Origin of the sequence: Marmoricola sp. URHB0036 (assembly GCF_000426045.1) — a bacterium.
In the GTDB taxonomy this organism is placed as follows: domain Bacteria; phylum Actinomycetota; class Actinomycetes; order Propionibacteriales; family Nocardioidaceae; genus Marmoricola.
The window spans coordinates 99,834-120,576 of the sequence record NZ_AUEP01000009.1 but is presented as its reverse complement, the minus strand read 5'-3'; the positions used below and the strand labels follow the sequence as shown (position 1 = coordinate 120,576).

Below are 20,743 nucleotides of genomic sequence, written 5' to 3'. Positions count from 1 at the left end.
AAGCGGGCCGCGGTCAGGCAGTCGAGGGGAGTGGCCGCACCATCACCAGCTCGCCGTCCTCGGTCGAGCCGCGCAGCTGGGTGAAGCCGCACTTCGCGAGCACCCGCAGGCTGGCGCGGTTCTCGGGCTGCACGCTCGCCCGGATGCGTACGCCGGCCCGGTCGGTGTGCTCGAGCAGGGCGGTCAGCGCCTCGGTGACGGCACCGTGGCCACGTGCGTCCTCGACCAGTCCGAACCCGACCTCGGTCTCGTCGACGTCGTCGACCGCGACCGGGGCACCGAAGAAGCCGATCGAGCCGACCACCATCCCGTCGCCGTGGCGCACGATGTGCCGCGGTCCCCACCCGGCCTGGGGATCGCCGGCCTTGACCATGGACGCCGCATCGCGGTCGTCGCGTCGCGGGTAGTCGGGGTGCCAGGAGACCCTTCGGCGGCCCGCGAGCATGCCTTCTGCGTCCTCGGGAGAGATCAGCCGCAGGGTCACCCGTTCGCAGACCACGTCGTCGGGCAGGGTCACGGGAAGTACTTCCTGAGCTCTAGTGCCGCGCCGTCGTCGTAGACCGTCTCGGTGGTCGCGTCGGCGGCGTCGTGGACTTCCTCGACGGCCTGACCCATGGCGACGCCGCGGCCGGCCCAGCGGAGCATCTCGATGTCGTTGCGGCCGTCGCCGATGGCCAGGGTGTCCTCGGCGGAGAGACCGAGGTGGCGGGCGACGTACTGCAGCCCAGAGGCCTTGGACACCCCGACCGGGGAGAGGTCGAGCCAGGCCGTCCAGCCCACGACGTAGTCGGTGCCGTGCAGGCCGAGCCGGGCCGCCATGGCCACGAAGTCGTCGGCGGAGGCGGTGGGGTCGCGGATGATCACGCGGCTGACAGGTTGGCCGAGGATCTCGTGCAGCTCGGTCTCGATCATGTCGCCGGAGAGCTCACCCTCGGGGAAGGGGCGGTTGACGCGGTAGCCGACGCCCCGCTCCTCGACCGCCACCAGGGCGTCGGGGTGCTGCTCGAGGACCTGGCGCACGGCCTCGCTCGCGTCGAAGGTCTCCTCGTGGACCACCTCGAGCGGCGGGTAGCGGAAGATGACGGCGCCGTTGGAGGCCACCACCCAGAGGCGGTCCTGGCCCTCGCGCGGCAGGTCGAGCAGGTCGGCGATGTTGGTCATGCCGTGCGGGGAGCGGCCGCTGGCCAGCACGACGTGGGCCCCCGCGTCGACGACGGCCTGGATGGCGTCGTAGAGCACCGGGGAGATGACCTCGTAGTTCTGTCCGGTGCCCTCGACCCACTTCAGCAGCGTGCCGTCGATGTCGAGCGCGACCATCCCGGGCTGCCAGTCGGCAGCCGACAGGCTCTCAGCCACCGGTCACCGGCTCGAGCACCTCGCGACCCTGGAGGTAGGGCTGCAGTGCCTTCGGGACGCGCACGGAGCCGTCGGCCTGCTGGTGGGTCTCGAGGATGGCCACGATGGTGCGTGGAATGGCGACCAGGGTGCCGTTGAGGGTGGCGATCGGCTTCACCTCGCCGTCGAACCGACCGCGGATGTCGAGCCGGCGGGTCTGGAAGTCGGTGCAGTTGGAGGTCGAGGTGAGCTCGCGGTAGCGACCCTGCGTGGGCACCCAGGCCTCGCAGTCGAACTTGCGCTGGGCCGAGAGCCCGAGGTCACCGGCCGCCACGTCGATGACGCGGTAGGCGAGCTCGAGCTTGTCGAGCCACTCAGTCTCCCAGCCGAGCAGGCGGTCGTGCTCGGCTGCGGCCTCCTCGAGCGTGGTGTAGGAGAACATCTCGACCTTGTCGAACCAGTGCACGCGGATGATCCCGCGCGTGTCCTTGCCGTGGGAGCCCGCCTCCTTGCGGAAACAGGGGCTGAACGCGACGTAGCGGCGGGGCAGCGTCTCGCCGTCGAGGATCTCGTCGGAGTGGTACGCCGCCAGCGGCACCTCCGAGGTGCCCACGAGGTAGGTGTCCTGGCCCTCGATCCGGTAGACGTCGTCGGCTGCCTGGCCGAGGAAGCCGGTGCCCTCCATGGCCCGTGGCTTGACCAGGGTCGGCGGCACCATCGTGGTGAAGCCGGCCGCCCGGGCCTGGTCCATCGCCATGTTGACCAGGGCGAACTCCAGGTCGGCGCCGGCACCGGTCAGGTAGTAGAAGCGCGAGCCGGACACCTTGGCACCACGTTCGACGTCGATGGCTCCCAGGATGCGGCCCAGCTCGACGTGGTCGCGCGGCTCGAAGCCCTCGGCGGCGAAGTCGCGTGGGGTGCCGTGCTCGGAGAGCACGACGTAGTCGTCCTCGCCGCCCGCCGGCGACTGCTCGGCGGCCGGGTTGGGGATGGCGTAGATCGCGTCGCGCCAGTCGCTCTCGGCCTCGCCCTGTGCCGCCTCGGCCGTCTTCACGTCGGCGGCCAGCGCCTTGGTCCGGGCCAGCAGCTCGGCCTTCTCCTCGCCCTGCGCCTTCGGGATCAGCTTGCCGAGCTGCTTCTGCTCACCGCGCAGCCGTTCGAAGTCGGCGATGGCGGCGCGGCGGGCGGCGTCGGCCTCGAGAGCGCGGTCGACCACCTCGGGAGACAGCCCCCGCTTCTCCTGGGCGGCACGCAGCGAGTCAGGGTCGTCGCGGAGCAGTCGTGGGTCGATCACCTCGCGAGGATATCGAGGGGACGCGACAGGTTTGCTGCGCGGGTTATGCGGCGGGTGGCAGGACCAGCGGGAACGCCGCTGCGACGGGATCCACCGGGCTGCTCGGCTTGCCGTAGGCGGTCCACTGCGTGCCGTCCTTGGGCAGGTAGTACGTCGTCAGCGTGGGCTTGTCGGCGCAGAAGGTCCACGTCACCCCGTCGGCATCGACGAAGGCCGCGCCCAGTCGGCACGGGCTGGCGGGCAGCTTGGCCAGCGCGTCCGAGTCGTCGGCGAGGACGGTGCCGCCGGCACGGGTCACCGGGGAGGTGTCCGCCGGGCCGTTGCCGGCCGGCTTGGTGGCGTCGCTGTCGATGCTCTCCATGTAGGGCTCACCGGTGTTGTGGTTGAACCCGTTGGTGAACACCCAGGGGCCCTTGGCGAGGGTGCCCTCCTGGGTCGCCTTGCCGCCCGCCACGTTGACCACCCAGATGCGGTTGGCGGTGTCGACGACCCGCAGGGTGTCGGCACGCTCGGGGTCGAAGGCCCAGCCGATGGCGCGCAGGCTGTTGTCGCCGGAGGCCTTGCGGATGTCGATGACCTTGGTGGCGTTGGAGGTCAGCGAGTAGACGGTGAGCTTGCCGCTGTTCTCCTCGCTGTTGGAGATGCCGGTGTCGGGGATCGCCCACTGGCGGTCGGCGCTGACGAGCAAGGGAGCCAGCTCGGAGGAGGCGCTGGCGGCAGTGACGCCGGGCATGGAGCGGGCCTTCGCCTGCCCCGTGGACGGGTTGTAGGTGACGTAGACCGTGGTGCTCTTCTCACCGTCGTTGCCACCGGCCGTCTGCAGGCCGAGCAGCCAGTCACCCTCGGCCGCGCTGGTGTCGACGTCGGCGCTGGGGTCCGGTGAGGCGGTCGAGTCCTTGTCTGAGTCGCCCTTCGAGGAGTCAGAAGTGACCTTCACGTCGCCGCACGCAGCAGTCAGCAGCAGCGCGGTCACGGCGGCGGCGACCGGGGCTGCGGACCGCAGCACATGTGTAGGACGCATGTGGGCCCCCTCGAAGTGAGCGGCCATGGGTTTGAATGGGGAACATGGCCAGGAAAGCTCCTCGAAATGATCCCACAGAAGACAACCTCGAGGTAGGACATCGCCAGCACCATGCCGCGGGTGTCCCTGCCGTGCTCAAGGCCATGAAGATGTCCCAGGAGCAGATGGGCGTGCGGCGTACGGCGCTGACGCTGCTGCGCGTGAACCAGCCCACCGGCTTCGACTGCCCCGGCTGCGCCTGGCCGGACCCCGGCCACACCCACACCGCGGAGTTCTGCGAGAACGGCGCCAAGGCCGTGGCCGAGGAAGCCACCCTGCGTCGGGTGGACCGTGACTTCTTCGCCCGGCACTCACTCGACGACCTGTCCGGGCGCACCGACTACTGGCTGGGGCAGCAGGGCCGGCTGGCCGAGCCGATGTACAAGCCGGCCGGGGGCACGCACTACGAGCCGATCGAATGGGAAGGTGCCTTCTCCCTCGTGGCCGAGCGGTTGCGCTCCCTGCCGACCCCGGACGCCGCGGCGTTCTACACCTCGGGCCGCACCTCCAACGAGGCGGCGTTCCTCTACCAGCTGATGGTGCGGCGCTTCGGCACCAACAACCTGCCCGACTGCTCCAACATGTGCCACGAGTCGAGCGGCGCCGCCCTCGCCCACTCGATCGGGATCGGCAAGGGATCGGTGCTGCTCGAGGACATCTACGCCGCGGACCTGATCATGGTGGTCGGGCAGAACCCCGGCACCAACCACCCGCGGATGCTGTCTGCGCTGGAGGAGGCGAAGAGGAACGGCGCCTACATCGTCAACATCAACCCGCTCGACGAGGCCGGGCTCCGTCGGTTCCACAACCCGCAGACCCCGAAGGGGCTGACCAAGGGGCAGGACCTCACCGACGACTTCCTCCAGGTGCGGCTCTCCGGCGACCAGGCCCTGTTCGCGGCGATGGCGAAGCTGACGGTGGAGGCCGGTGCTGTCGACGAGGACTTCGTGGCCACCTACTGCTCGGAGTACGACGAGTACCTGAGGTTCCTCGACAAGCTCGACTGGGACGACGTACTCACCGCGACCGGGCTGACCCGCGCCGAGATCGAGAGAGTCGCGAAGAAGTACCGGGAGTCCGAGCGGGTCATCGTGTGCTGGGCGATGGGACTGACCCAGCACAAGGGCGCCGTGGCGACCATCCAGGAGATCGTCAACCTGTTGCTGCTGCGCGGCAACATCGGCAAGCTCGGCGCCGGTGTGTGCCCGGTGCGCGGTCACTCCAACGTGCAGGGCGACCGCACCATGGGGATCTGGGAGAAGGCCCACGACTCGCTGCTCGACGGCCTGCGTGACGAGTTCGGCTTCGAGCCCAACCGGGAGCACGGCCTCGACTCGGTCGACACGCTGCGGGCCATGCACGCCGGCACGGTCAAGGCGTTCTTCGCCGTGGGTGGCAACTTCGTCGCAGCCACGCCGGACACGACGCGCACGGAAGAGGCGATGCGCAGCCTCGACCTGACCGTGCACGTCTCCACCAAGCTCAACCGCTCGCACGCCGTGGCCGGGCGCGAGGCCCTGATCCTGCCCTGCCTGGGTCGCACCGAGCGCGACACCAAGGTCACGGGCGAGCAGGTGGTCACGGTCGAGGACTCGATGGGCATGGTGCACGCCTCCCGCGGCAGGCTCGAGCCCGCGTCCCCGCAGCTGCTCTCCGAGGTCGCCATCGTCACCCGCCTCGCCGAAGCGCTGTGGCCCGACGGCACCTCGGGCATCCCGTGGGGCGAGTTCCGCGACAACTACTCCGTGATCCGTGACCGGATCGAGCGCGTGATCCCGGGCTTCGAGCGGTTCAACGAGCGCATCGAGGAGCCGGGCGGGTTCCCGCTGCCGCACCCGGCCCGCGATCGCCGGGAGTTCAAGACCAAGACGGGCAAGGCACGCTTCACCGCCAACGACCTCGAGACGCTGGAGGTGCCCGAGGGACACCTGCTGCTCCAGACGGTGCGCAGCCACGACCAGTTCAACACCACCATCTACGGTCTCGACGACCGCTACCGCGGCATCAAGCAGGGCCGCCGCGTGGTGTTCGTGAACGCGATGGACCGGCAGGAGCTCGGCTTCGCCGAGGGAGAGCACGTCGACCTCGTCAGCATCGCCGCCGACGGCGAACGCCGGGCCGAGGACTTCCGGGTGGTGTCGTACGCGACGGCCAGGGGCTGCGCGGCGGCATACTTTCCCGAGACCAACGTCCTCGTCGCCCTGGACTCGGTCGCCCGGGTCTCCAACACACCGGTATCGAAGAGCATCGTGGTCCGCCTCGAGCACAGGACGGGAATGTGACGGAAGCCGACAAGCGCCCCACCCGACTGGGATGGAGCGCGCTGTGCTTCGCGCTCTTCGCGCTGCTCGCGATCCTCGTCGTCAGGGACTGGTCGGCGCTGCTGGACCTCGACTCCGACCTCGGCCGCGGCCCGGAGTCGTTCACCAGCCACCACCACGGCCTGTTCGAGGTCTGGCGCGCGATCTCGGTCGCGACGTCGACCCTTCCCGAGGCGGTGCTCACCGCGGTCGTCGCGGCGGTCCTGGCGACCAAGGGCTACCGCCGGGCTGCGATCTGGACGGTCGGCGTGATGGCGAGCATCGGCATCCTGGTCGCGCTGTTCAAGCTGCTCATCGGTCGCGACCGTCCGGTCTTCGACCAGCCCTTGATGGTCTACAACAGCTACTCCTTCCCGTCCGGCCACGCGGCGGGGATCGCCGGCGCCATCGGTGTGACGCTCGTGCTCACCGGGATGCTGGTGCGCCGCCGCGGCGTACGACGCCTGGTGCTGGTGCTCTCCCTCGCGATCGGGCTGCTCGTCGGGCTGGACCGGATCTTCCTCGGCGTGCACAACGTCTCCGACGTGATCGCGGGCTACCTCCTCGGCGCCGGAGTCGTGCTCGCCTGGCTGGCGTTCTACGACCCGACCCCGCGCTCGATCGCGCTGGTCAGTCCGCCGCTGACCGAGGCGGTGCCCAACCAGCGCAAGAAGCTGGCCGTCATCCTGAACCCCTCCAAGATCGACGAGGCCGACCGCTTCCGGGTGCTGGTCGAGGCGCTCGCCACCGAGTCGGGCTACCCCACGGTCGTGTGGTGGGAGACCAGCGTCGAGGACACCGGCTACGGGATGGCGCACGAGGCCGCGGTCAGCGGTGCCGACCTGGTGCTGGCGATCGGCGGTGACGGCACCATCCGCGCCGTGTGCGAGGAGCTGGCCGGTACCGGCATCCCGGTGGGCATCGTGCCTGCGGGCACCGGCAACCTGCTGGCCCGCAACCTCGACATCCCGCTCTACCTGCGCTCGGCGGTCGACGTCGCCCTGAACGGGCAGGACCGCGCCATCGACATGGTCGAGGTGAGCGGCGACAAGATGGAGGACGCCACCTTCCTGGTGATGGCCGGGATGGGCTTCGACGCCGCGATCATGGAGGGCGTCAACGAGGACATCAAGGCCAAGGTGGGCTGGCTGGCCTATGTCTGGTCGGCGCTGAAGTCGCTGATGTTCCCGGCCATCCGGATCGACGTCTCCGTCGACGGAGGCGAGTTCACCCGGCACCGCGCCCGCACGATGGTGATCGGCAACGTCGGCTTCCTGCAGGCCGGGATGCCGTTGATCCCCGACGCCGCCATCGACGACGGCCGCCTCGACGTGGTGCTGCTCTACCCCCGGCGGTTCCTGTCCTGGCTACCCCTGGCGATCAGGGTGATGACTCGGAGCAAGCGCACCGACGAGCTGATCGCCCGGATGAGCGGTCGGGAGGTCGTCGTACGCGCCAACGTCGACGCCCCCCGCCAGCTCGACGGCGACCTGATCGCCCCGGGCAAGGAGATACGGGCCCGGTGCATCCACGGGCGGTTGTTGGTGCGGGTGCCTCGGTAGGGGTGCAGGTGGCGGATTCCCCGGGCGCCCGGGGAAACTGCCACCGGGAGGGCGATACTGCGCCCCCCCGCCTCCAGAATTGCCCGCCAGCCCTGTCCGTTTCCGGGAAGCGGCTACGTCACCGGGTCGAGGAAGAACACCGGGATGGTCCGGTCGGTGCGGGCGGCGTACCTCGCGTAGTTCGGCCACGTCTGCACCATGACCTCCCACAGCTGCTCGCGCTCGGCGCCGGTGATCTCGCGGGGCGTGGCCTGGTGGGTGCTGCCGTCCTGGGCGACGCCGACGAGCTCGCCCTTCTCGATGGCGGCGCGGATGTTGACCACCCAGACCGGCGGCTTGAGCTGGCCGAAGTTCGACCCGGCGATCAGGTTGCCGCCCTCGTGGGGCACGCAGAGCAGCGGGGTCGTGCGCGGTACGCCGGACTTGCGACCCTTCACGGTCAGCATCAGGTTGGGCAGCCCGGCGAGGTCGAGGATCGTGACGCGGCCCTTGCTGACCTTCTGGACGAACTTGTCGGTCGCGGTGATCTGGGGCAGCAACTTCGGCATCCACGGGATGGCGCCGATGCGGATGGCGAGCGGGGTCATGACCGTGAGCTTCATGCCGGGAGTCTAGGTTCGCCGAGAGCCCTGGAGACCGCGACGTTCGTCACGCCGTACGCAGCGTGACCAGCATCAGGGACGCGCGTTGGTGATCGCGTCCTCTTCCTCCGGGGAGAGCTGCGTCTCGCTGGCCCAGCCGGCGACGTTCTTGGCGTAGGTGCGCGACTCGTTGCGGCCCTGGATCGAGGTGAGCACGACCCCGCTGCCGCTGTCGTCGAGCAGCGCCAGCGACCAGGACAGCTGGCCGCCGGTGTCGGTGAAGGCGTCGTACCGTACGACGGCCACGTTGCGGAGGGCCTGGGCGCTCTCGGCCTTGAGGGCCGCGACTTCCTGGCGCAGGGCGCGCGGGTCCTCGGGAAGGCCGCTGGAGTCGGCCTTGCTGCGTGCGCGGTTCGTCGTACGCCGACCCGCCACTGCGATCACGAGGGCGACCAGCGCCACCAGGAGGGCGAGGATCCCGAGGAAGGTGTCCACGTCAGTGAGGGTAGAGCCAGGACCGTTCGCCTCGTGGAGACTCGCGGGAGGCGCAGGTACCTCGTGGGAAACTCGGTCCCGTGACCTCGACCGAGCGACGCCGGATCGCCTACCAGGGCGAGCCGGGAGCCAACTCCCACATCGTCTGCAAGCAGCACTACCCCGACTGGGAGCCGGTGCCGTGCGCGTCGTTCGAGGACGTCTTCGCCGCCGTCGAGGGCGGTGATGCCGAGCTGGCGATGATCCCGATCGACAACTCGGTCGCCGGCCGCGTCGCGGACATCCACCACTTCCTGCCCGACTCCGACCTGCACATCATCGGGGAGCACTTCCTGCGCGTGCAGTTCGCGCTGATGGCTCTTCCGGGCGCCTCGCTCGACACCATCAAGACCGTGCACAGCCACGTGCACGCGCTCGGCCAGTGCCGCAAGGTGATCCGCGAGCACGGCCTGCGTCCGGTCATCTCCGGCGACACCGCCGGTGCGGCCCGCGAGGTCGCGGAGGCCGGTGACCTCACCATGGCCGCGATCTCCCCGCCCCTGGCCGCGGAGACATACGGACTGGAGATCCTGGCGGCCGACGTCGAGGACGAGGACCACAACACCACCCGGTTCGTGGTGCTCTCCCGGGAGTACGTCGAGGCCCCCCGCGGCAACGGTCCGGTCGTGACCAGCTTCATCTTCAACGTGCGCAACCTCCCCGCCGCGCTCTACAAGGCACTCGGCGGGTTCGCCACCAACGGCGTCAACATGACCAAGCTGGAGAGCTACATGGTCGGCGGCCACTTCACCGCGACCCAGTTCCTCGCGGAGGTCGACGGCCACCCCCAGGACCTGCCGCTGAAGCGAGCCCTGGAGGAGCTGACCTTCTTCACCACGGACGTGAAGATCCTCGGCGTCTACCCGGCAGACGCGTTCCGATCTGAGTGAATCTGCGGGAGTTCGTCCGGGATTCCGGACTAGTCCGACGCCCTGAAATCCCCTCATCCCGCCCGTCGTCCGTGCAGGATGTTCGGCGTCGAGCCGTACTCGTGGGAGGTCTTCAGATGCGGGCTACCTTCAAGGCCCTGTGCCACACCATCGCCGGCCTGGTCGTCGTCCAGGCCGCCGCCATCGCGTTCGCCATGTTCGGAGTGCTGCACTTCGTCGACGGCGGCGACTCGCTGAACAAGTCGCTCGCCGAGGACCGCAGCGGCTTCGACGGCGCCGCCGGGTGGGTCGTGCACAGCTTCGGCGCGATCCTGATCAGCGTGATCGCGATCGTCCTGCTGATCCTGTCGCTGTTCGCCAAGATCCCCGGTGGCACCAAGTGGGCCGGCATCCTCTTCGGGGTGGTGCTGCTGCAGTGGGTCCTCGCGATCGTGGCCTTCGGTGCGCCCGTCGTCGGTGCGCTGCACGCCATCAACGCCTTCGCGATCGCGGGAGTCGCTGAGCGAGCGGCCAAACAGGCGGGCGCTGTCGCTCCGGGAGCGCCGACAGCAGAGGCCGCCGCGGTCACGTGACCCGTCGCGACCGGGTTCGGGTCCTGGTCGCGGTCGTCGTCACGCTCGCGATCGTCGTACCGCTGGGCTGGATGTGGTGGAACAGCCGGCTGCCCTCGTCGTACTCCGTGATGGACATGGGCTACCCGGACTACGGCGGTGGCGCCAGACCAGCCGGCGCCCATGAGCAGATGGCGGGCATGGAGCACGCCCCCGGAGGGACCAGCGTCACCGCCCTGGACACCCCGAAGGGCCGACGGCCCGACGTCGCGGTCGACCTGACCGCCCGGCAGGGAAAGGTGCACCTGGCCGACGGCCGCACGATCGACGGCTACACCGTCAACGGCACCTCACCGGGACCGACCATCACCGCGACCGAGGGCCAGCTCGTCGAGGTGCACGTGCGCAACGCCGACGTCACCGGCGGCATCGCGATCCACTGGCACGGCGTGGACGTCCCCAACGCCGAGGACGGCGTCGCCGGGGTGACCCAGAACGCGATCAAGCCCGGCCACGAGCACACCTACCGCTGGGTGGCACCGCACGCCGGCACCTTCTGGTACCACTCCCACCAGATGTCCCACGAGCAGGTCGCGGGCGGCCTGCTCGGCCCGATCGTGATCGAGCCGAAGACCCCCGAGCAGGGCGTGCAGGAGGCCCTCGCGGTGCTGCACCTGTACGACGGCAAGGAGACCGTCAACGGACGCACCGGGTTCGAGCCGGTGGAGGCGGCGCCGGGCCAGCGGGTGCGGGTGCGTGCCGTCAACACCGACAACGGCCCCCAGGCGATGTGGACGAGTACGCCGTACCGGCTGGCCGCCAGCGACGGGTACGACGTGCACCAGCCCACCGAGGTCGACGGGAAGTCGGTCGTCGTGCCCGCAGGTGGCCGGGTCGACCTCGAGGTGACGGTGCCCGAGGACGGCTCGGGAGTCCGGGTCTCCCTGGGCAACACCGGGCTCGTGCTCGGCCCGTCGGGAGCCAAGGCACCTGCTTCCCCGCAGCCCACCAAGCACCTCGACCTCCTTCACTACGGCAGCCCGACGGAGGTGCCCTTCGACACCGAGCAGGCCGACCGCCGGTTCACGTACTCGATCGGCCGCAAGCCCGGCTTCATCGACGGGAAGCCGGGCTACTGGTGGAGCATCAACGGACACCTCTACCCGGACATGCCGATGATGACGGTCCGCGAGGGCGACGTCGTGCACATGACGATCTCCAACCACAGCGGCCAGGTGCATCCGATGCACCTGCACGGCCACCATGCCGTCGTACTCACCCGTGACGGCAAGCCGGTCACCGGCAGTCCGTGGTGGTTCGACTCGCTGGACGTGCAGAACGGGGAGTCCTTCGAGGTCGCCTTCGTCGCGAACAACCCCGGCATCTGGATGGACCACTGCCACAACCTCAAGCACGCTGCGCAGGGAATGGTCACCCATCTCATGTACGAAGGCGTGACCACGCCGTACGAGCTGGGCTCGGACTCCGGCAACGAGCCCGAGTGATCGCGGCGATACCTTGAGGGCGTGACCGAGAGCCCTGATCCGCGGACTGCCGACCTCGGCTACGCCCGGGTCGACCTGGACCGGGCGGCCCGGACCGGCGACCCCGAGGTCGTCTACGGCGAGGGCAAGACCCCGGAGCAGGTCGTCGGGATCTTGCGCACGCTGCACGAGCGCCATCCCGACCGCGCGGTGCTGGCCACCCGGCTGTCGGCAGAGACGCTCGACGTCGTCGGCGCCGAGCTGCCCGACGCGTACCTCGACGAGGTCGCGCGTGCCGCGACGCTCGGCCCCGTCCCCACGGCCCGCGGGCTGGTCGCCGTGGTCAGCGCCGGCACCTCCGACGCGCCGGTCGCCGCCGAGGCAGCATTCACCGCGTCGGTGCACGGCGCGGGCGTCGTACGCATCGAGGACGTCGGGGTGGCCGGCCTGCACCGGCTGCTGGAGGCACGTGAGCAGTTCGCGGGAGCCGACTGCCTCGTCGTCGTGGCGGGCATGGAGGGTGCGCTGCCCAGCGTGGTGGGCGGCCTGGTCGGCGTACCGCTGGTGGCGGTGCCGACGAGCGTCGGGTACGGCGCCTCCTTCGGCGGCGTGGCCGCCCTGCTCGCGATGCTGAACTCGTGCGCGCCCGGGGTCAGCGTGGTCAACATCGACAACGGCTACGGCGCCGGCGTCTTCGCCGCACGAGTGGCTCGCAACGCCCACCGGGACGACCGTGGCTGAGCGCCACCGTGATCGTCTCGCGTGGGTCGACGCCTCCTCGGGTGCCAGCGGCGACATGCTGCTCGGCGCGTTGGTCGGCGCCGGCGTACCCATCGGGGTGCTGGTCGAGGCGGTCGACAAGGTCGCCCCCGGACAGGTGGGCCTCGAGGTCACCGAGGTACGCCGCGGCGGGTTCGCCGCCACCCAGTGCCGGGTCGAGCTCGCCGACACCACCGAGCGCCGTACCTGGCGCGATGTCGAGGCGCTGATCAACGGGGCGGGTCTCCACGAGGACGTCCGTTCGCTCGCGCACGACGTGTTCTCGCGACTGGCGGAGGCGGAGGGCCGGGTGCACGGCCAGCCCGCCGAGCAGGTGCACTTCCACGAGGTCGGAGCCCTGGACGCGATCGCCGACGTGGTCGGCACCTGCGCAGGGTTCGTGCACCTCGGCGTCGACCGGGTCGTGGTCTCCGAAGTGTCGGTGGGGGGTGGCACGGTTGCCTCCGAGCACGGCCGCCTGCCGGTTCCGCCGCCGGCGGTGGTCGAGCTTCTCCGTGGCGTGCCGAGCGCCGGGGGTCCCGTCGACGTCGAGCTGTGCACGCCGACCGGGGCCGCCCTGCTCACCACGCTGGCCGACGGCTGGGGGCCGCAGCCGGCCATGGCGGTCGACGCCGTGGGCATCGGCGCGGGGGGTCGTGATCCCGAGGGGCACGCCAACGTGCTGCGGCTCCTGCTGGGTGAGGCGCCCGTGCAGGAGCGAGGTCGCGAGACGACCGCGGTGCTGCTCGAGGCCAACGTCGACGACCTCGACCCACGGCTGTGGCCGGGGGTGCTGGGGGCGCTGCTCGACGCGGGGGCCAGCGATGCCTGGCTGACCCCGATCCTGATGAAGAAGGGTCGCCCGGCGCACACGCTCAGCGTGCTGGTGGCGGCCGACCGTGCTGACGGCGTACGCCGCGAGGTCTACCGCCAGACCTCGACCATCGGCCTGCGCGAGCAGCGCATCGCCAAGCACGAGCTCGACCGGTCAATGGCTGGCGTCGAGCTCGAGGGACACACGATCGGGGTCAAGCTGGCCCGACTCGACGGAGAGGTGGTCAACGTGCAACCGGAGTTCGAGGACGTCGCCGCCGTGGCACGCGCACTGGGGCGACCGGTGAAGACGGTGATGGCCGAGGCGGTTGCCGCGGCCCGCGGGCTGGTCTGATGGACCTCGCCGTCGTCGCGATCGTCTTCGGTGCGATCTTCCTGGTCGAGCTGCCCGACAAGACCTTCATCGCCGCCCTGGTGCTCTCGACCCGCTACAAGCCGTTCGCGGTGTGGGTGGGTGTCGGTCTCGCGTTCTTCGTGCAGACGCTGATCGCGGTGATCGCCGGACACCTCGCCACCCTGCTGCCCGACAACCTGATCAAGTCGGTGGCGCTCGCCATCTTCCTGATCGGGGGCATCATCTTGATCCGGTCGGCGCCGGGCGCTGATGCGGAGGAGAAGCAGACCGAGGAGGAGTACGCCGCCAAGGCCGTCGACAGCCGCACCGGCCTGAAGGCGGTCGGTGCCTCGTTCCTGGTGCTGTTCGCTGCGGAGTGGGGCGACCTCTCCCAGCTGCTGACGATCAGCATGATCGCGAAGTACGGCCACCCGCTCAGCGTGTTCGTCGGCGCCTGGGCGGCCTTGCTCACCGTGTCCGGGCTGGCCGTGCTCTCCGGCCGGGTGCTGCTGCGCTACGTGAAGCTCTCGGTCGTGCACTACATCGGCGGTGCCGTCTGCCTGCTGCTCGCGGTGATCACGGCGGTGGAGCTGTTGGCGTGAGGGGGACGGTTTCCCCGGGCGCCCGGGGAAACTGCACCCGGACAGCCGATACTTCCCCCGTCCGCCTCCAGTACTGCCCGCCCACCCCGCCCGATTCGTCCGAGCGAGCGGGTACGGCGATAGCCTGCCTCGCATGACCGACGCAGATCAGCGCCAGCCTGGTGTCTCCTCCGAAGTGGGTCGGCTGCGCACGGTGCTGCTGCACCGGCCCGGTCCCGAGCTGCAGCGGCTGACCCCGCGCAACAACGACAAGCTGCTCTTCGACGGCATCCCGTGGGTGACCCGGGCGCAGGAGGAGCACGACGCCTTCGCCGAGGCGCTGCGTGCTCGCGGCGTCGAGGTGCTCTACCTGACCGAGCTGCTCGTCGAGACCCTGGCGAGCGCGGCGGCGCGCGACCACGCCATCCAGGGGGTGACCGCCTCGCTCCGGCTCGGTGACACGATGCGCGACTACCTGCGCCAGGCGCTCACCGAGATGTCGCCAGCCGAGCTGAAGGACGTGCTCACCGCCGGGCTCCGCAACGACGAGGTGCGCGGTGGCTTCGGACTGGTCACCAGCCTGCTGCACAACGACGACTTCCTGATCGACCCGTTGCCCAACCTGTTGTTCACCCGCGACTCGAGCGTGTGGATCCGCGACAAGGCGGCCGTCACCTCGCTCGCGATGCCGGCGCGCGAGCGCGAGAGCCAGCTGACCGAGCTCATCTACACCCGTCACCCGCGCTTCGCGGCGTCACCGAAGATCCACGGCTGGCACCGCGAGCACGTCGAGGGGGGCGACGTACTCCTGCTGGCGCCGGACGTGATCGCCGTCGGCGTCGGGGAGCGTACGACGCCCGCAGGTGTCGAGCGCCTGGCCCGCCAGGTGTTCGCGGCCGGGGATGCCCACACCGTGCTCGCCGTACCGATCGCCCAGGAGCGCGCCACGATGCACCTCGACACCGTCTGCACGATGGTCGACGTCGACAAGATCGTGATGTACCCCAACGTCGCCGACCACCTGACTGCCCACGCCGTCACCGATGCCGGCGACGGCACCCTGCTCGTCGCGGAGGCCGAGCCGTTCCTGGTCGCGGCCGCGAAGGCGATGGAGATCGACACGCTGCACCAGATCGACACCGGCCTCGACCCGGTCACCGCCGAGCGCGAGCAGTGGGACGACGGCAACAACACCCTCGCCGTCGCACCCCGCGTGGCCGTCGCCTACGAGCGCAACATCGAGACCAACAGCCGGCTCGAGGAGGCCGGTATCGAGGTCATCGCCATCGCCGGCTCGGAGCTCGGTTCAGGTCGCGGCGGGCCGCGGTGCATGTCCTGCCCGATCACCCGCGACGAGATCTGAACGGTCCCTCGGTTGCGGACTCACCGGTCCGGAAAAGCAAGATGCCCGACCGGTGTTGACGGGGGGGACAACATCGGTCGGGCAATACGAATGTACGGCATGGTCTCACCGGCCCACAACTACTGGGTATACCAGGGTTAGCCGTGTCATCGGATGGTGAGCTGACGGCTCGCCAGACCGGCCCGCGCAGAGCGTTCCCCCGCGGTCAGCGGCGCTGTGGAGTCCATGGCCTCCCGGAGTGCCTCGTGCACCCGCGCGGCCGGCTCCTCGAGCGCCTCGGCACCCGTCCCCAGCGGCAGGTCCCACACCGGCGCGACGAGCCCGTGTGCGCGGAACATGCCGATCAGGCGATCTCCCTCGACCAGCTGTTCGCCGCCGGCGGCGTGCAGGCGTGCGAAGCCGTCGAGCACCCGGTCCTCGTCGTCGGGGAGCACCCACCGGAGGTACTCGCGGGTGCCGATCGAGGTCCAGTACGCCGAGGGCACCGAGGTCAGCCGGTCGGTCGGCGCCGCTGCCTCGTTGGCCTGTTCCAGGGCACCGGCCATGGTGCCGTCCTCGTCGTCGATTTCGGCCACCCAGAAGTCGAAGCCGTGGTGCACGGTGACGGTGAACGGCTCGTCGCGGACGAGGTCCTGCAGTCGTGGCCCGTCGCCCGGGGCCTCGGTCAGGCCGACCATGCTGCCGGGTTCGGCATCGAGTGCGCGGGTGAGCACGGCGGTCAGGTCGCGGCTCGGATCGCCGTACCCGTGCTGCACCTGGAGCCCGAGCCAGATGGTGCCGTCCTCTCGGACCAGGGCCGGCGCCGCCCCCGGCAGCAGCGAGCACAGCAGCACCGTGCGGTCGCTGTCGGTGAGGGCCAGCGGTGCGCTGGCCGAGGGGACGAACTCGCGCATCGCCACGATGTCGGTCTCCCCCGGCAGGCCCTCGAAGGGGCGAGCGACGAACGCGGGCGGCGCACCTGCGGCACTGCCGTGGCAGGCCTTGTAGCGACGGCCGGACCCGCACGGACAGGGTTGCCGCGGGCCGACGGCTCCCTCGGGCGTCTCGGACGGGGCGGCGTCGGTGCGGGTGCGCTGGCGAGACTTCTTTCCCATGCCGCGAAGACTAGGCCGCCGCCGTTCGACCCGGTCAGGCGAGGGCGAGCAGGGCGTGCACGGTGGTGCGGGAGCGGGTGCTCTCCACCCACCAGCGGGCGGCGAGCGTCTCGACGATCGAGAGGCCGCGTCCGGCGAGGTCGGAGACACCGGCCTCGACCCGCTCGGGCGTGGTCAGGGCGCCACCGTCGGTGACGGCGATGTCGACGCTGCAGTCGCGGGACTTCCAGGCGATGTGCATGGTGCCGTCGGCGAGCGGCCGGGCATGGCGTACGGCATTGCCCACCAGCTCGCTGACCACGAGCCGGGCGTCGTCGCTGGCCTCGTCGGCGGCGCCGAGGACGCGCATCCACTCGACGAGACGGTGCCTGGCCACGCCAGCGCTCTCGGGGCTGAACGGCAGGTCGAAGGCCATCGGGTCGACCGTGGAGATCTCCCTGCTGGTTCCCGCCATGTGATCCTCCGAGGGGTGAGGTCCCGCACTCACGCTCGTGTTACTGGTGAGTCGATGTTGCCCATGTGGGGCAGCCCCAAACTCATCCCTGCAACTTTGTCAGGTACGTCACGGCCGACGCGGGTCGATCCGTGATCAGCGCCTCGATGCCGAGGGCGAGGCAGGCGTCGATGTCCTCCTCGGAGTTGACCACCCAGCAGTGCACCCGGCGTCCTGACTCGCGGATCTTGGCGATCACGTCCGGGTGGTGCCGGACCATCTCCATCCCCGGACCGGCGATCCAGTCGTTGTCGATGAACGGCTTGGCCCGGAACCACTGGGTGCGGGTCTCCGCGAGCATCACCAGCTCGATGTCGGGGGCCATCCGGCGGATCCGGCGCAGGGCCACCCACGAGAACGACATCACCCGCACCGGGGCGTCACGGCCGGCCCAGCCGAACTCGTCGAGCAGCTGCACCAGTCGACGCTCGACCAGCCCCGCATAGCGGGTCGGGTGCTTGGTCTCGATCGCCAGCTCGACGCGGCGGGGGTACTCCGCGGCCGTCTCCAGCAGTCGGCGCATGGTCAGCACCTTGCCGAGCTCGGGGTCGGTGTCGGGGGCCTCGTCGTCGAGCTCGGCCCAGGGGTTCTTCCACGAGGAGAAGTCGAGGTCCTCGAGGTCGGCGAGCTCCATGGCGGAGACCACGCGGTTCTGCTGCGCCGTACGACGCAGGTTGCGGTCGTGCACGCAGACGAGGTGTCCGTCGGCGGTCAGGCGGACGTCGCACTCCAGGGCGTCGGCTCCCTCGTCGAGGGCCGTCACGTAGGCACCGAGGGTGTGCTCGGCGCGTTCGGCGCTGGCTCCCCGGTGGGCAACCACCTGGGGCCACTCCTCGACCATGCCGCCATTCTGCCCGCCCGGCCGTCCAGTGCGTGGGACCCCGGGCGCACGGTCAGCCGCGGGTCACGGAGAGCTCCGTCACGGTCACGCCGTACGCCGTCTCGAGCGCGGTCACCGGGTCGGCCAGCTCGGCCTTCGTGGGCCGACGCGTCCCGGAGAAGCAGATGACCTCGCAGCGGCGTCGGGTGCCACTGCCCGGGAGTCGCCACTGTCCGGTGATCCGGCCGTCGACGAGGAGCAGGGCCGGGATCATCCCGTTGCTCGAGATCCAGAGGCGGTCGTGGTGCTCGGGCGTGACGAACCGGGCGCGCGCCCGGGGCTGGTAGCCGCAGAACAAGGCGTCGAACTCGGGGAGCAGCCGCACCCCCTCTGGCACGCGGACCGGCGGTGCGGCGGGGAGATCGTGGTACGTCCGACCGTCAGGGCCGGTCTCGGAGTCGAGGTCGTCTGCGAGCCGATCGAGCGCGGCGTCGACGACACGGAGACCGACGCCGGCCCACCAGGCCAGGTCCTGCCGGCTCGAGGGACCGTGGCAGGAGAGGTGTCGGCGGACCAACGCGTCGATGGATCCCTCAGGATCGGCGAGCGCCGCGCTGCGGTCGCCGATCACCGCCGATGCTGCGCGGTAGCCCGGCGCCCCCTGGGACTGCCAGCCGCCCGAGAGCGGCCGTCGGACCAGTCCGCCGTGGCCGAAGCCGAAGTAGCGTCCGGCCTGGTTGTCGAGGGTCGCGCCGGCACGCGGGTCGTGCTGCTCGAGCCAGGTGCTCAGGTGGGTGCTCAGCTCGGCCGGAGTCCGCCACTGCTCACGGGCGAAGTCCTCGATGCCCGACCAGACGTCCTCCAGGGAGGTTCGGTCGAGCTTGAGGCTGCGTTGCCAGAGGGCTCGCTGGCCGACTCGGGTGGCCACCTCGAGGAGCGCGTTGTCCTCAGGCGTCGAGGTGTGCACGGTGCCGCGGATGTTGCTGCCGCGGACGATCCGGTGTTCGTCGTACGCCGCGGAGACGGTCTCGAGGGTGACGCCGGGCATCCGGGCTGCGAGGGCGAGGAACGGTGCCCGGGCCGTCTGCGCCTGGATGGGGCCGATCAGGTGCAACGCCTGCGCGACGGAACTGACGTCGCGCCCTGCCACGTCGGGGAACTGACGTGCCAGGGCGCGACCCGCCAGGTCGTCCCAGGTGTGCATGGCGGGACTCTAGGGCGGAGGTGTGACGAGACGTGCGTTCAGCCGCGACGCAGGCGGGCGCCGAGTGCGTGTGCTGCGACGACCAGGCCGGCGGCCGCCAGGACGAGGTCCTTGAAGACGTACTGGCCGGTGAGGGTCGGGCCGTTGCCGCTCCACATCTGGTCAGGGAACAGCACCAGCGGGGACAGGATCCCGACCAGTGCCATCGCCATCACGGCCAGGCCGACCTTGACGAATCGACCGGTCAGCAAGGTGATGCCGATGACGGTCTCGGTGAGAGCGGTGAGCAGCAACGCCGAGTGTCCGTTGACCATCCCGAGGGTCAGCTTGTCGACGGTGGCGACGGCGAGATCCTCTGCCGGGCTGGCCCCGGAGACGAACTTGAAGGAGGCGAAGACCAGGAAGACGATCCCGAGACTGATCCGGAGCACGGCGATGCTGTGCGCGGTCAGGACCTCGGAGATGCGGTCGATGGTGGCATCGATGATCTTGCGGGGCGAGGCCTTGGTGGCCGGCGTGGAGACGTTCCGGGTCACCGGTGGGCGGGCGGCGATGGTGGACATGAGCGGGTTCCTCTCGGGGGCAATCGGTGTGCTGGTTGATGAGCACTACGTTCGCCGCCAGATACCTCGTCGCGAATCCGCCGTAGGACCGAACTAGCGGTACGCCGGATGGATGGGACGGCCTACGCCGCAAGGCGGAGAGGGTGGAGGCGCGTGCCTGCCCTCTGGTTTGTCGGGCCGCGTTGGTGGGCATCACGTGGGTCCATGACGTGAGGCGACGGGGGACGGACATGCGAGCGATGCGGCACGGATGTCGAAGAGCCGGTGCTGTGGTGCTGGCCGGGATCTTGGCCGGTGCACTGGCTGGCTGCGGGGCTGGTGGGGACTCATCGACCGGTGACAGCACGTCGTCCGCGAAGCCGGACTACCGGGCGGCCAGCCAGGCGATCACGAAGCTGAGCGACGCCTACGGTCAGGTGGCCCAGGCCGATGTGGCGGCCCAGCAGGCAGCGGTCACCTTCCTCCGGGCGCACCCCGACGGTTCGCTGGACGACGACGCCATCACCAGCTCGCAGGACCAGCTGACCAAGGCGTTCGCCAAGCGCGATGAGCAGCGCGACGCGTTGGCGGACCTGTCGGCGCTCGAGGATCCGGAGGTGAAGAAGGCCTACGACGCGTTCATCGCCCAGGCGGTGGAGCAGGACACCTTCAACGACGGCTACTACACCGCGTTCCCCGCCTACCGCGCCTCGCTCGAGCGCTGCCTCGACGTGTTCCAGGTCGTGTCCGACTCGCCGCCCACCACGAGCTCGGCGACGGCCTACGCCAAGCAGCTGATGCGACGCCACGACGCGGCGGCGAAGGACTGCGTCGAGGTGCTGACCGAGCTCTCCGGATCGAAGAACACCATGATGGCGGCGTACGCGAAGGGCAGCCTCACCGCGGTCGAGCAGCGCCGCTCGGTGCTCGCGGCCATGGCAGCCGGTGACCTGGGAGTCGGCGCCGCCACCGATCGCTTCGTGGCGACCACCAAGGCCTTCAACACGAACCTGGACCGCAACACGCAGTTCACCGAGGAGCTCAACCGGCTCAGCGCCCGGGAGGAGTTCGCCGCACTCCAGAAGGTCGTCGCGTCCAAGCAGCAGGCCGGCTGACCGCTGTCCGGGC

Annotated in this window: 21 protein-coding genes; 10 read left to right on the top strand and 11 right to left on the bottom strand. The window is 70.3% G+C overall.

Features of this window, described 5'->3' with window-relative positions:
- Positions 1-13: 13 nt before the first annotated feature.
- The 4 genes from H976_RS0111425 to H976_RS0111410 are packed head-to-tail and all read right to left on the bottom strand — an operon-like array spanning position 14 to position 3,650.
- Entirely contained in the window at positions 14-517 is a 504-nt protein-coding gene (locus H976_RS0111425; RefSeq protein WP_027861661.1) for a GNAT family N-acetyltransferase, read from the bottom strand.
- Positions 514-1,356 (bottom strand): HAD family hydrolase, encoded by an 843-nt coding sequence (locus tag H976_RS0111420; RefSeq protein ID WP_231388875.1) that lies wholly within the window; start codon positions 1,354-1,356, stop codon positions 514-516. The genes H976_RS0111425 and H976_RS0111420 overlap by 4 nt, the downstream gene beginning before the upstream one ends.
- The gene (gene serS / locus H976_RS0111415) at positions 1,349-2,629 is read right to left on the bottom strand and encodes a serine--tRNA ligase (RefSeq protein WP_027861659.1); all 1,281 of its coding nucleotides are present in this window, start codon (positions 2,627-2,629) and stop codon (positions 1,349-1,351) included. The genes H976_RS0111420 and serS overlap by 8 nt, the downstream gene beginning before the upstream one ends.
- A 43-nt stretch (positions 2,630-2,672) precedes the next feature.
- Entirely contained in the window at positions 2,673-3,650 is a 978-nt protein-coding gene (locus H976_RS0111410; RefSeq protein ID WP_155918174.1) for a hypothetical protein, read from the bottom strand.
- 35 nt (positions 3,651-3,685) lie between these two features.
- On the opposite strand from H976_RS0111410, the gene H976_RS0111405 reads away from it, so the two are divergent.
- Together H976_RS0111405 and H976_RS0111400 are read left to right on the top strand one after the other, a co-directional pair.
- A complete protein-coding gene (locus H976_RS0111405) occupies positions 3,686-5,971 on the top strand; it encodes an FdhF/YdeP family oxidoreductase (protein WP_231388873.1) in 2,286 nt (761 codons plus the stop codon).
- Positions 5,968-7,551 carry a diacylglycerol kinase family protein gene (locus tag H976_RS0111400; RefSeq protein WP_036225944.1) on the top strand — a complete coding sequence of 528 codons (1,584 nt, stop codon included), beginning with the start codon at positions 5,968-5,970 and terminating at the stop codon, positions 7,549-7,551. The genes H976_RS0111405 and H976_RS0111400 overlap by 4 nt, the downstream gene beginning before the upstream one ends.
- Before the next feature lie 113 nt (positions 7,552-7,664).
- Here H976_RS0111400 and H976_RS0111395 read toward each other — a convergent pair whose 3' ends face one another.
- Together H976_RS0111395 and H976_RS0111390 are read right to left on the bottom strand one after the other, a co-directional pair.
- Positions 7,665-8,153: a nitroreductase family deazaflavin-dependent oxidoreductase gene (locus H976_RS0111395; protein WP_027861655.1), complete on the bottom strand. Its 489-nt coding sequence runs from the start codon at positions 8,151-8,153 to the stop codon at positions 7,665-7,667.
- Positions 8,154-8,225: 72 nt separating this feature from the next.
- Positions 8,226-8,627 carry a DUF4446 family protein gene (locus H976_RS0111390; protein WP_027861654.1) on the bottom strand — a complete coding sequence of 134 codons (402 nt, stop codon included), beginning with the start codon at positions 8,625-8,627 and terminating at the stop codon, positions 8,226-8,228.
- Between the two features lie 80 nt (positions 8,628-8,707).
- Between H976_RS0111390 and H976_RS0111385 the strand changes: the two genes are divergently transcribed.
- The 7 genes from H976_RS0111385 to H976_RS0111355 all read left to right on the top strand — a co-directional run bounded on the left by H976_RS0111385 (position 8,708) and on the right by H976_RS0111355 (position 15,462).
- Positions 8,708-9,556 (top strand): prephenate dehydratase, encoded by an 849-nt coding sequence (locus H976_RS0111385; RefSeq protein WP_027861653.1) that lies wholly within the window; start codon positions 8,708-8,710, stop codon positions 9,554-9,556.
- Positions 9,557-9,672: 116 nt separating this feature from the next.
- Positions 9,673-10,128 carry a hypothetical protein gene (locus tag H976_RS0111380; protein WP_027861652.1) on the top strand — a complete coding sequence of 152 codons (456 nt, stop codon included), beginning with the start codon at positions 9,673-9,675 and terminating at the stop codon, positions 10,126-10,128.
- Positions 10,125-11,612, top strand: a complete 1,488-nt coding sequence (locus H976_RS0111375) for a multicopper oxidase family protein (RefSeq protein WP_027861651.1) — start codon at positions 10,125-10,127, stop codon at positions 11,610-11,612. The genes H976_RS0111380 and H976_RS0111375 overlap by 4 nt, the downstream gene beginning before the upstream one ends.
- Positions 11,613-11,633: 21 nt before the next feature.
- The gene (gene larB / locus H976_RS0111370) at positions 11,634-12,332 is read left to right on the top strand and encodes a nickel pincer cofactor biosynthesis protein LarB (RefSeq protein WP_027861650.1); all 699 of its coding nucleotides are present in this window, start codon (positions 11,634-11,636) and stop codon (positions 12,330-12,332) included.
- Positions 12,325-13,518, top strand: a complete 1,194-nt coding sequence (gene larC, locus H976_RS0111365) for a nickel pincer cofactor biosynthesis protein LarC (protein ID WP_027861649.1) — start codon at positions 12,325-12,327, stop codon at positions 13,516-13,518. The genes larB and larC overlap by 8 nt, the downstream gene beginning before the upstream one ends.
- Positions 13,518-14,120 (top strand): TMEM165/GDT1 family protein, encoded by a 603-nt coding sequence (locus H976_RS0111360; RefSeq protein WP_027861648.1) that lies wholly within the window; start codon positions 13,518-13,520, stop codon positions 14,118-14,120. The genes larC and H976_RS0111360 overlap by 1 nt, the downstream gene beginning before the upstream one ends.
- A gap of 133 nt (positions 14,121-14,253) precedes the next feature.
- Positions 14,254-15,462 carry an arginine deiminase gene (locus H976_RS0111355; protein ID WP_027861647.1) on the top strand — a complete coding sequence of 403 codons (1,209 nt, stop codon included), beginning with the start codon at positions 14,254-14,256 and terminating at the stop codon, positions 15,460-15,462.
- A gap of 146 nt (positions 15,463-15,608) precedes the next feature.
- Here the strand turns inward: H976_RS0111355 and H976_RS0111350 are convergent, their stop codons facing one another.
- The 5 genes from H976_RS0111350 to H976_RS0111330 form a co-directional block, all read right to left on the bottom strand.
- Positions 15,609-16,556, bottom strand: a complete 948-nt coding sequence (locus H976_RS0111350) for a DUF5926 family protein (protein ID WP_027861646.1) — start codon at positions 16,554-16,556, stop codon at positions 15,609-15,611.
- Positions 16,557-16,590: 34 nt separating this feature from the next.
- Positions 16,591-17,010 (bottom strand): ATP-binding protein, encoded by a 420-nt coding sequence (locus tag H976_RS25825; protein ID WP_036226033.1) that lies wholly within the window; start codon positions 17,008-17,010, stop codon positions 16,591-16,593.
- An 82-nt stretch (positions 17,011-17,092) separates the two neighbouring features.
- Entirely contained in the window at positions 17,093-17,890 is a 798-nt protein-coding gene (locus H976_RS0111340) for a glycerophosphodiester phosphodiesterase family protein (protein ID WP_027861645.1), read from the bottom strand.
- A 52-nt stretch (positions 17,891-17,942) separates the two neighbouring features.
- Entirely contained in the window at positions 17,943-19,073 is a 1,131-nt protein-coding gene (locus H976_RS0111335; RefSeq protein ID WP_027861644.1) for a winged helix DNA-binding domain-containing protein, read from the bottom strand.
- 38 nt (positions 19,074-19,111) lie between these two features.
- Positions 19,112-19,636 carry a hypothetical protein gene (locus H976_RS0111330; protein WP_027861643.1) on the bottom strand — a complete coding sequence of 175 codons (525 nt, stop codon included), beginning with the start codon at positions 19,634-19,636 and terminating at the stop codon, positions 19,112-19,114.
- A 230-nt stretch (positions 19,637-19,866) separates the two neighbouring features.
- Here H976_RS0111330 and H976_RS0111325 point away from each other — a divergent pair, with 230 nt between their 5' ends.
- Entirely contained in the window at positions 19,867-20,730 is an 864-nt protein-coding gene (locus H976_RS0111325; protein ID WP_155918172.1) for a hypothetical protein, read from the top strand.
- Positions 20,731-20,743 lie beyond the last annotated feature (13 nt).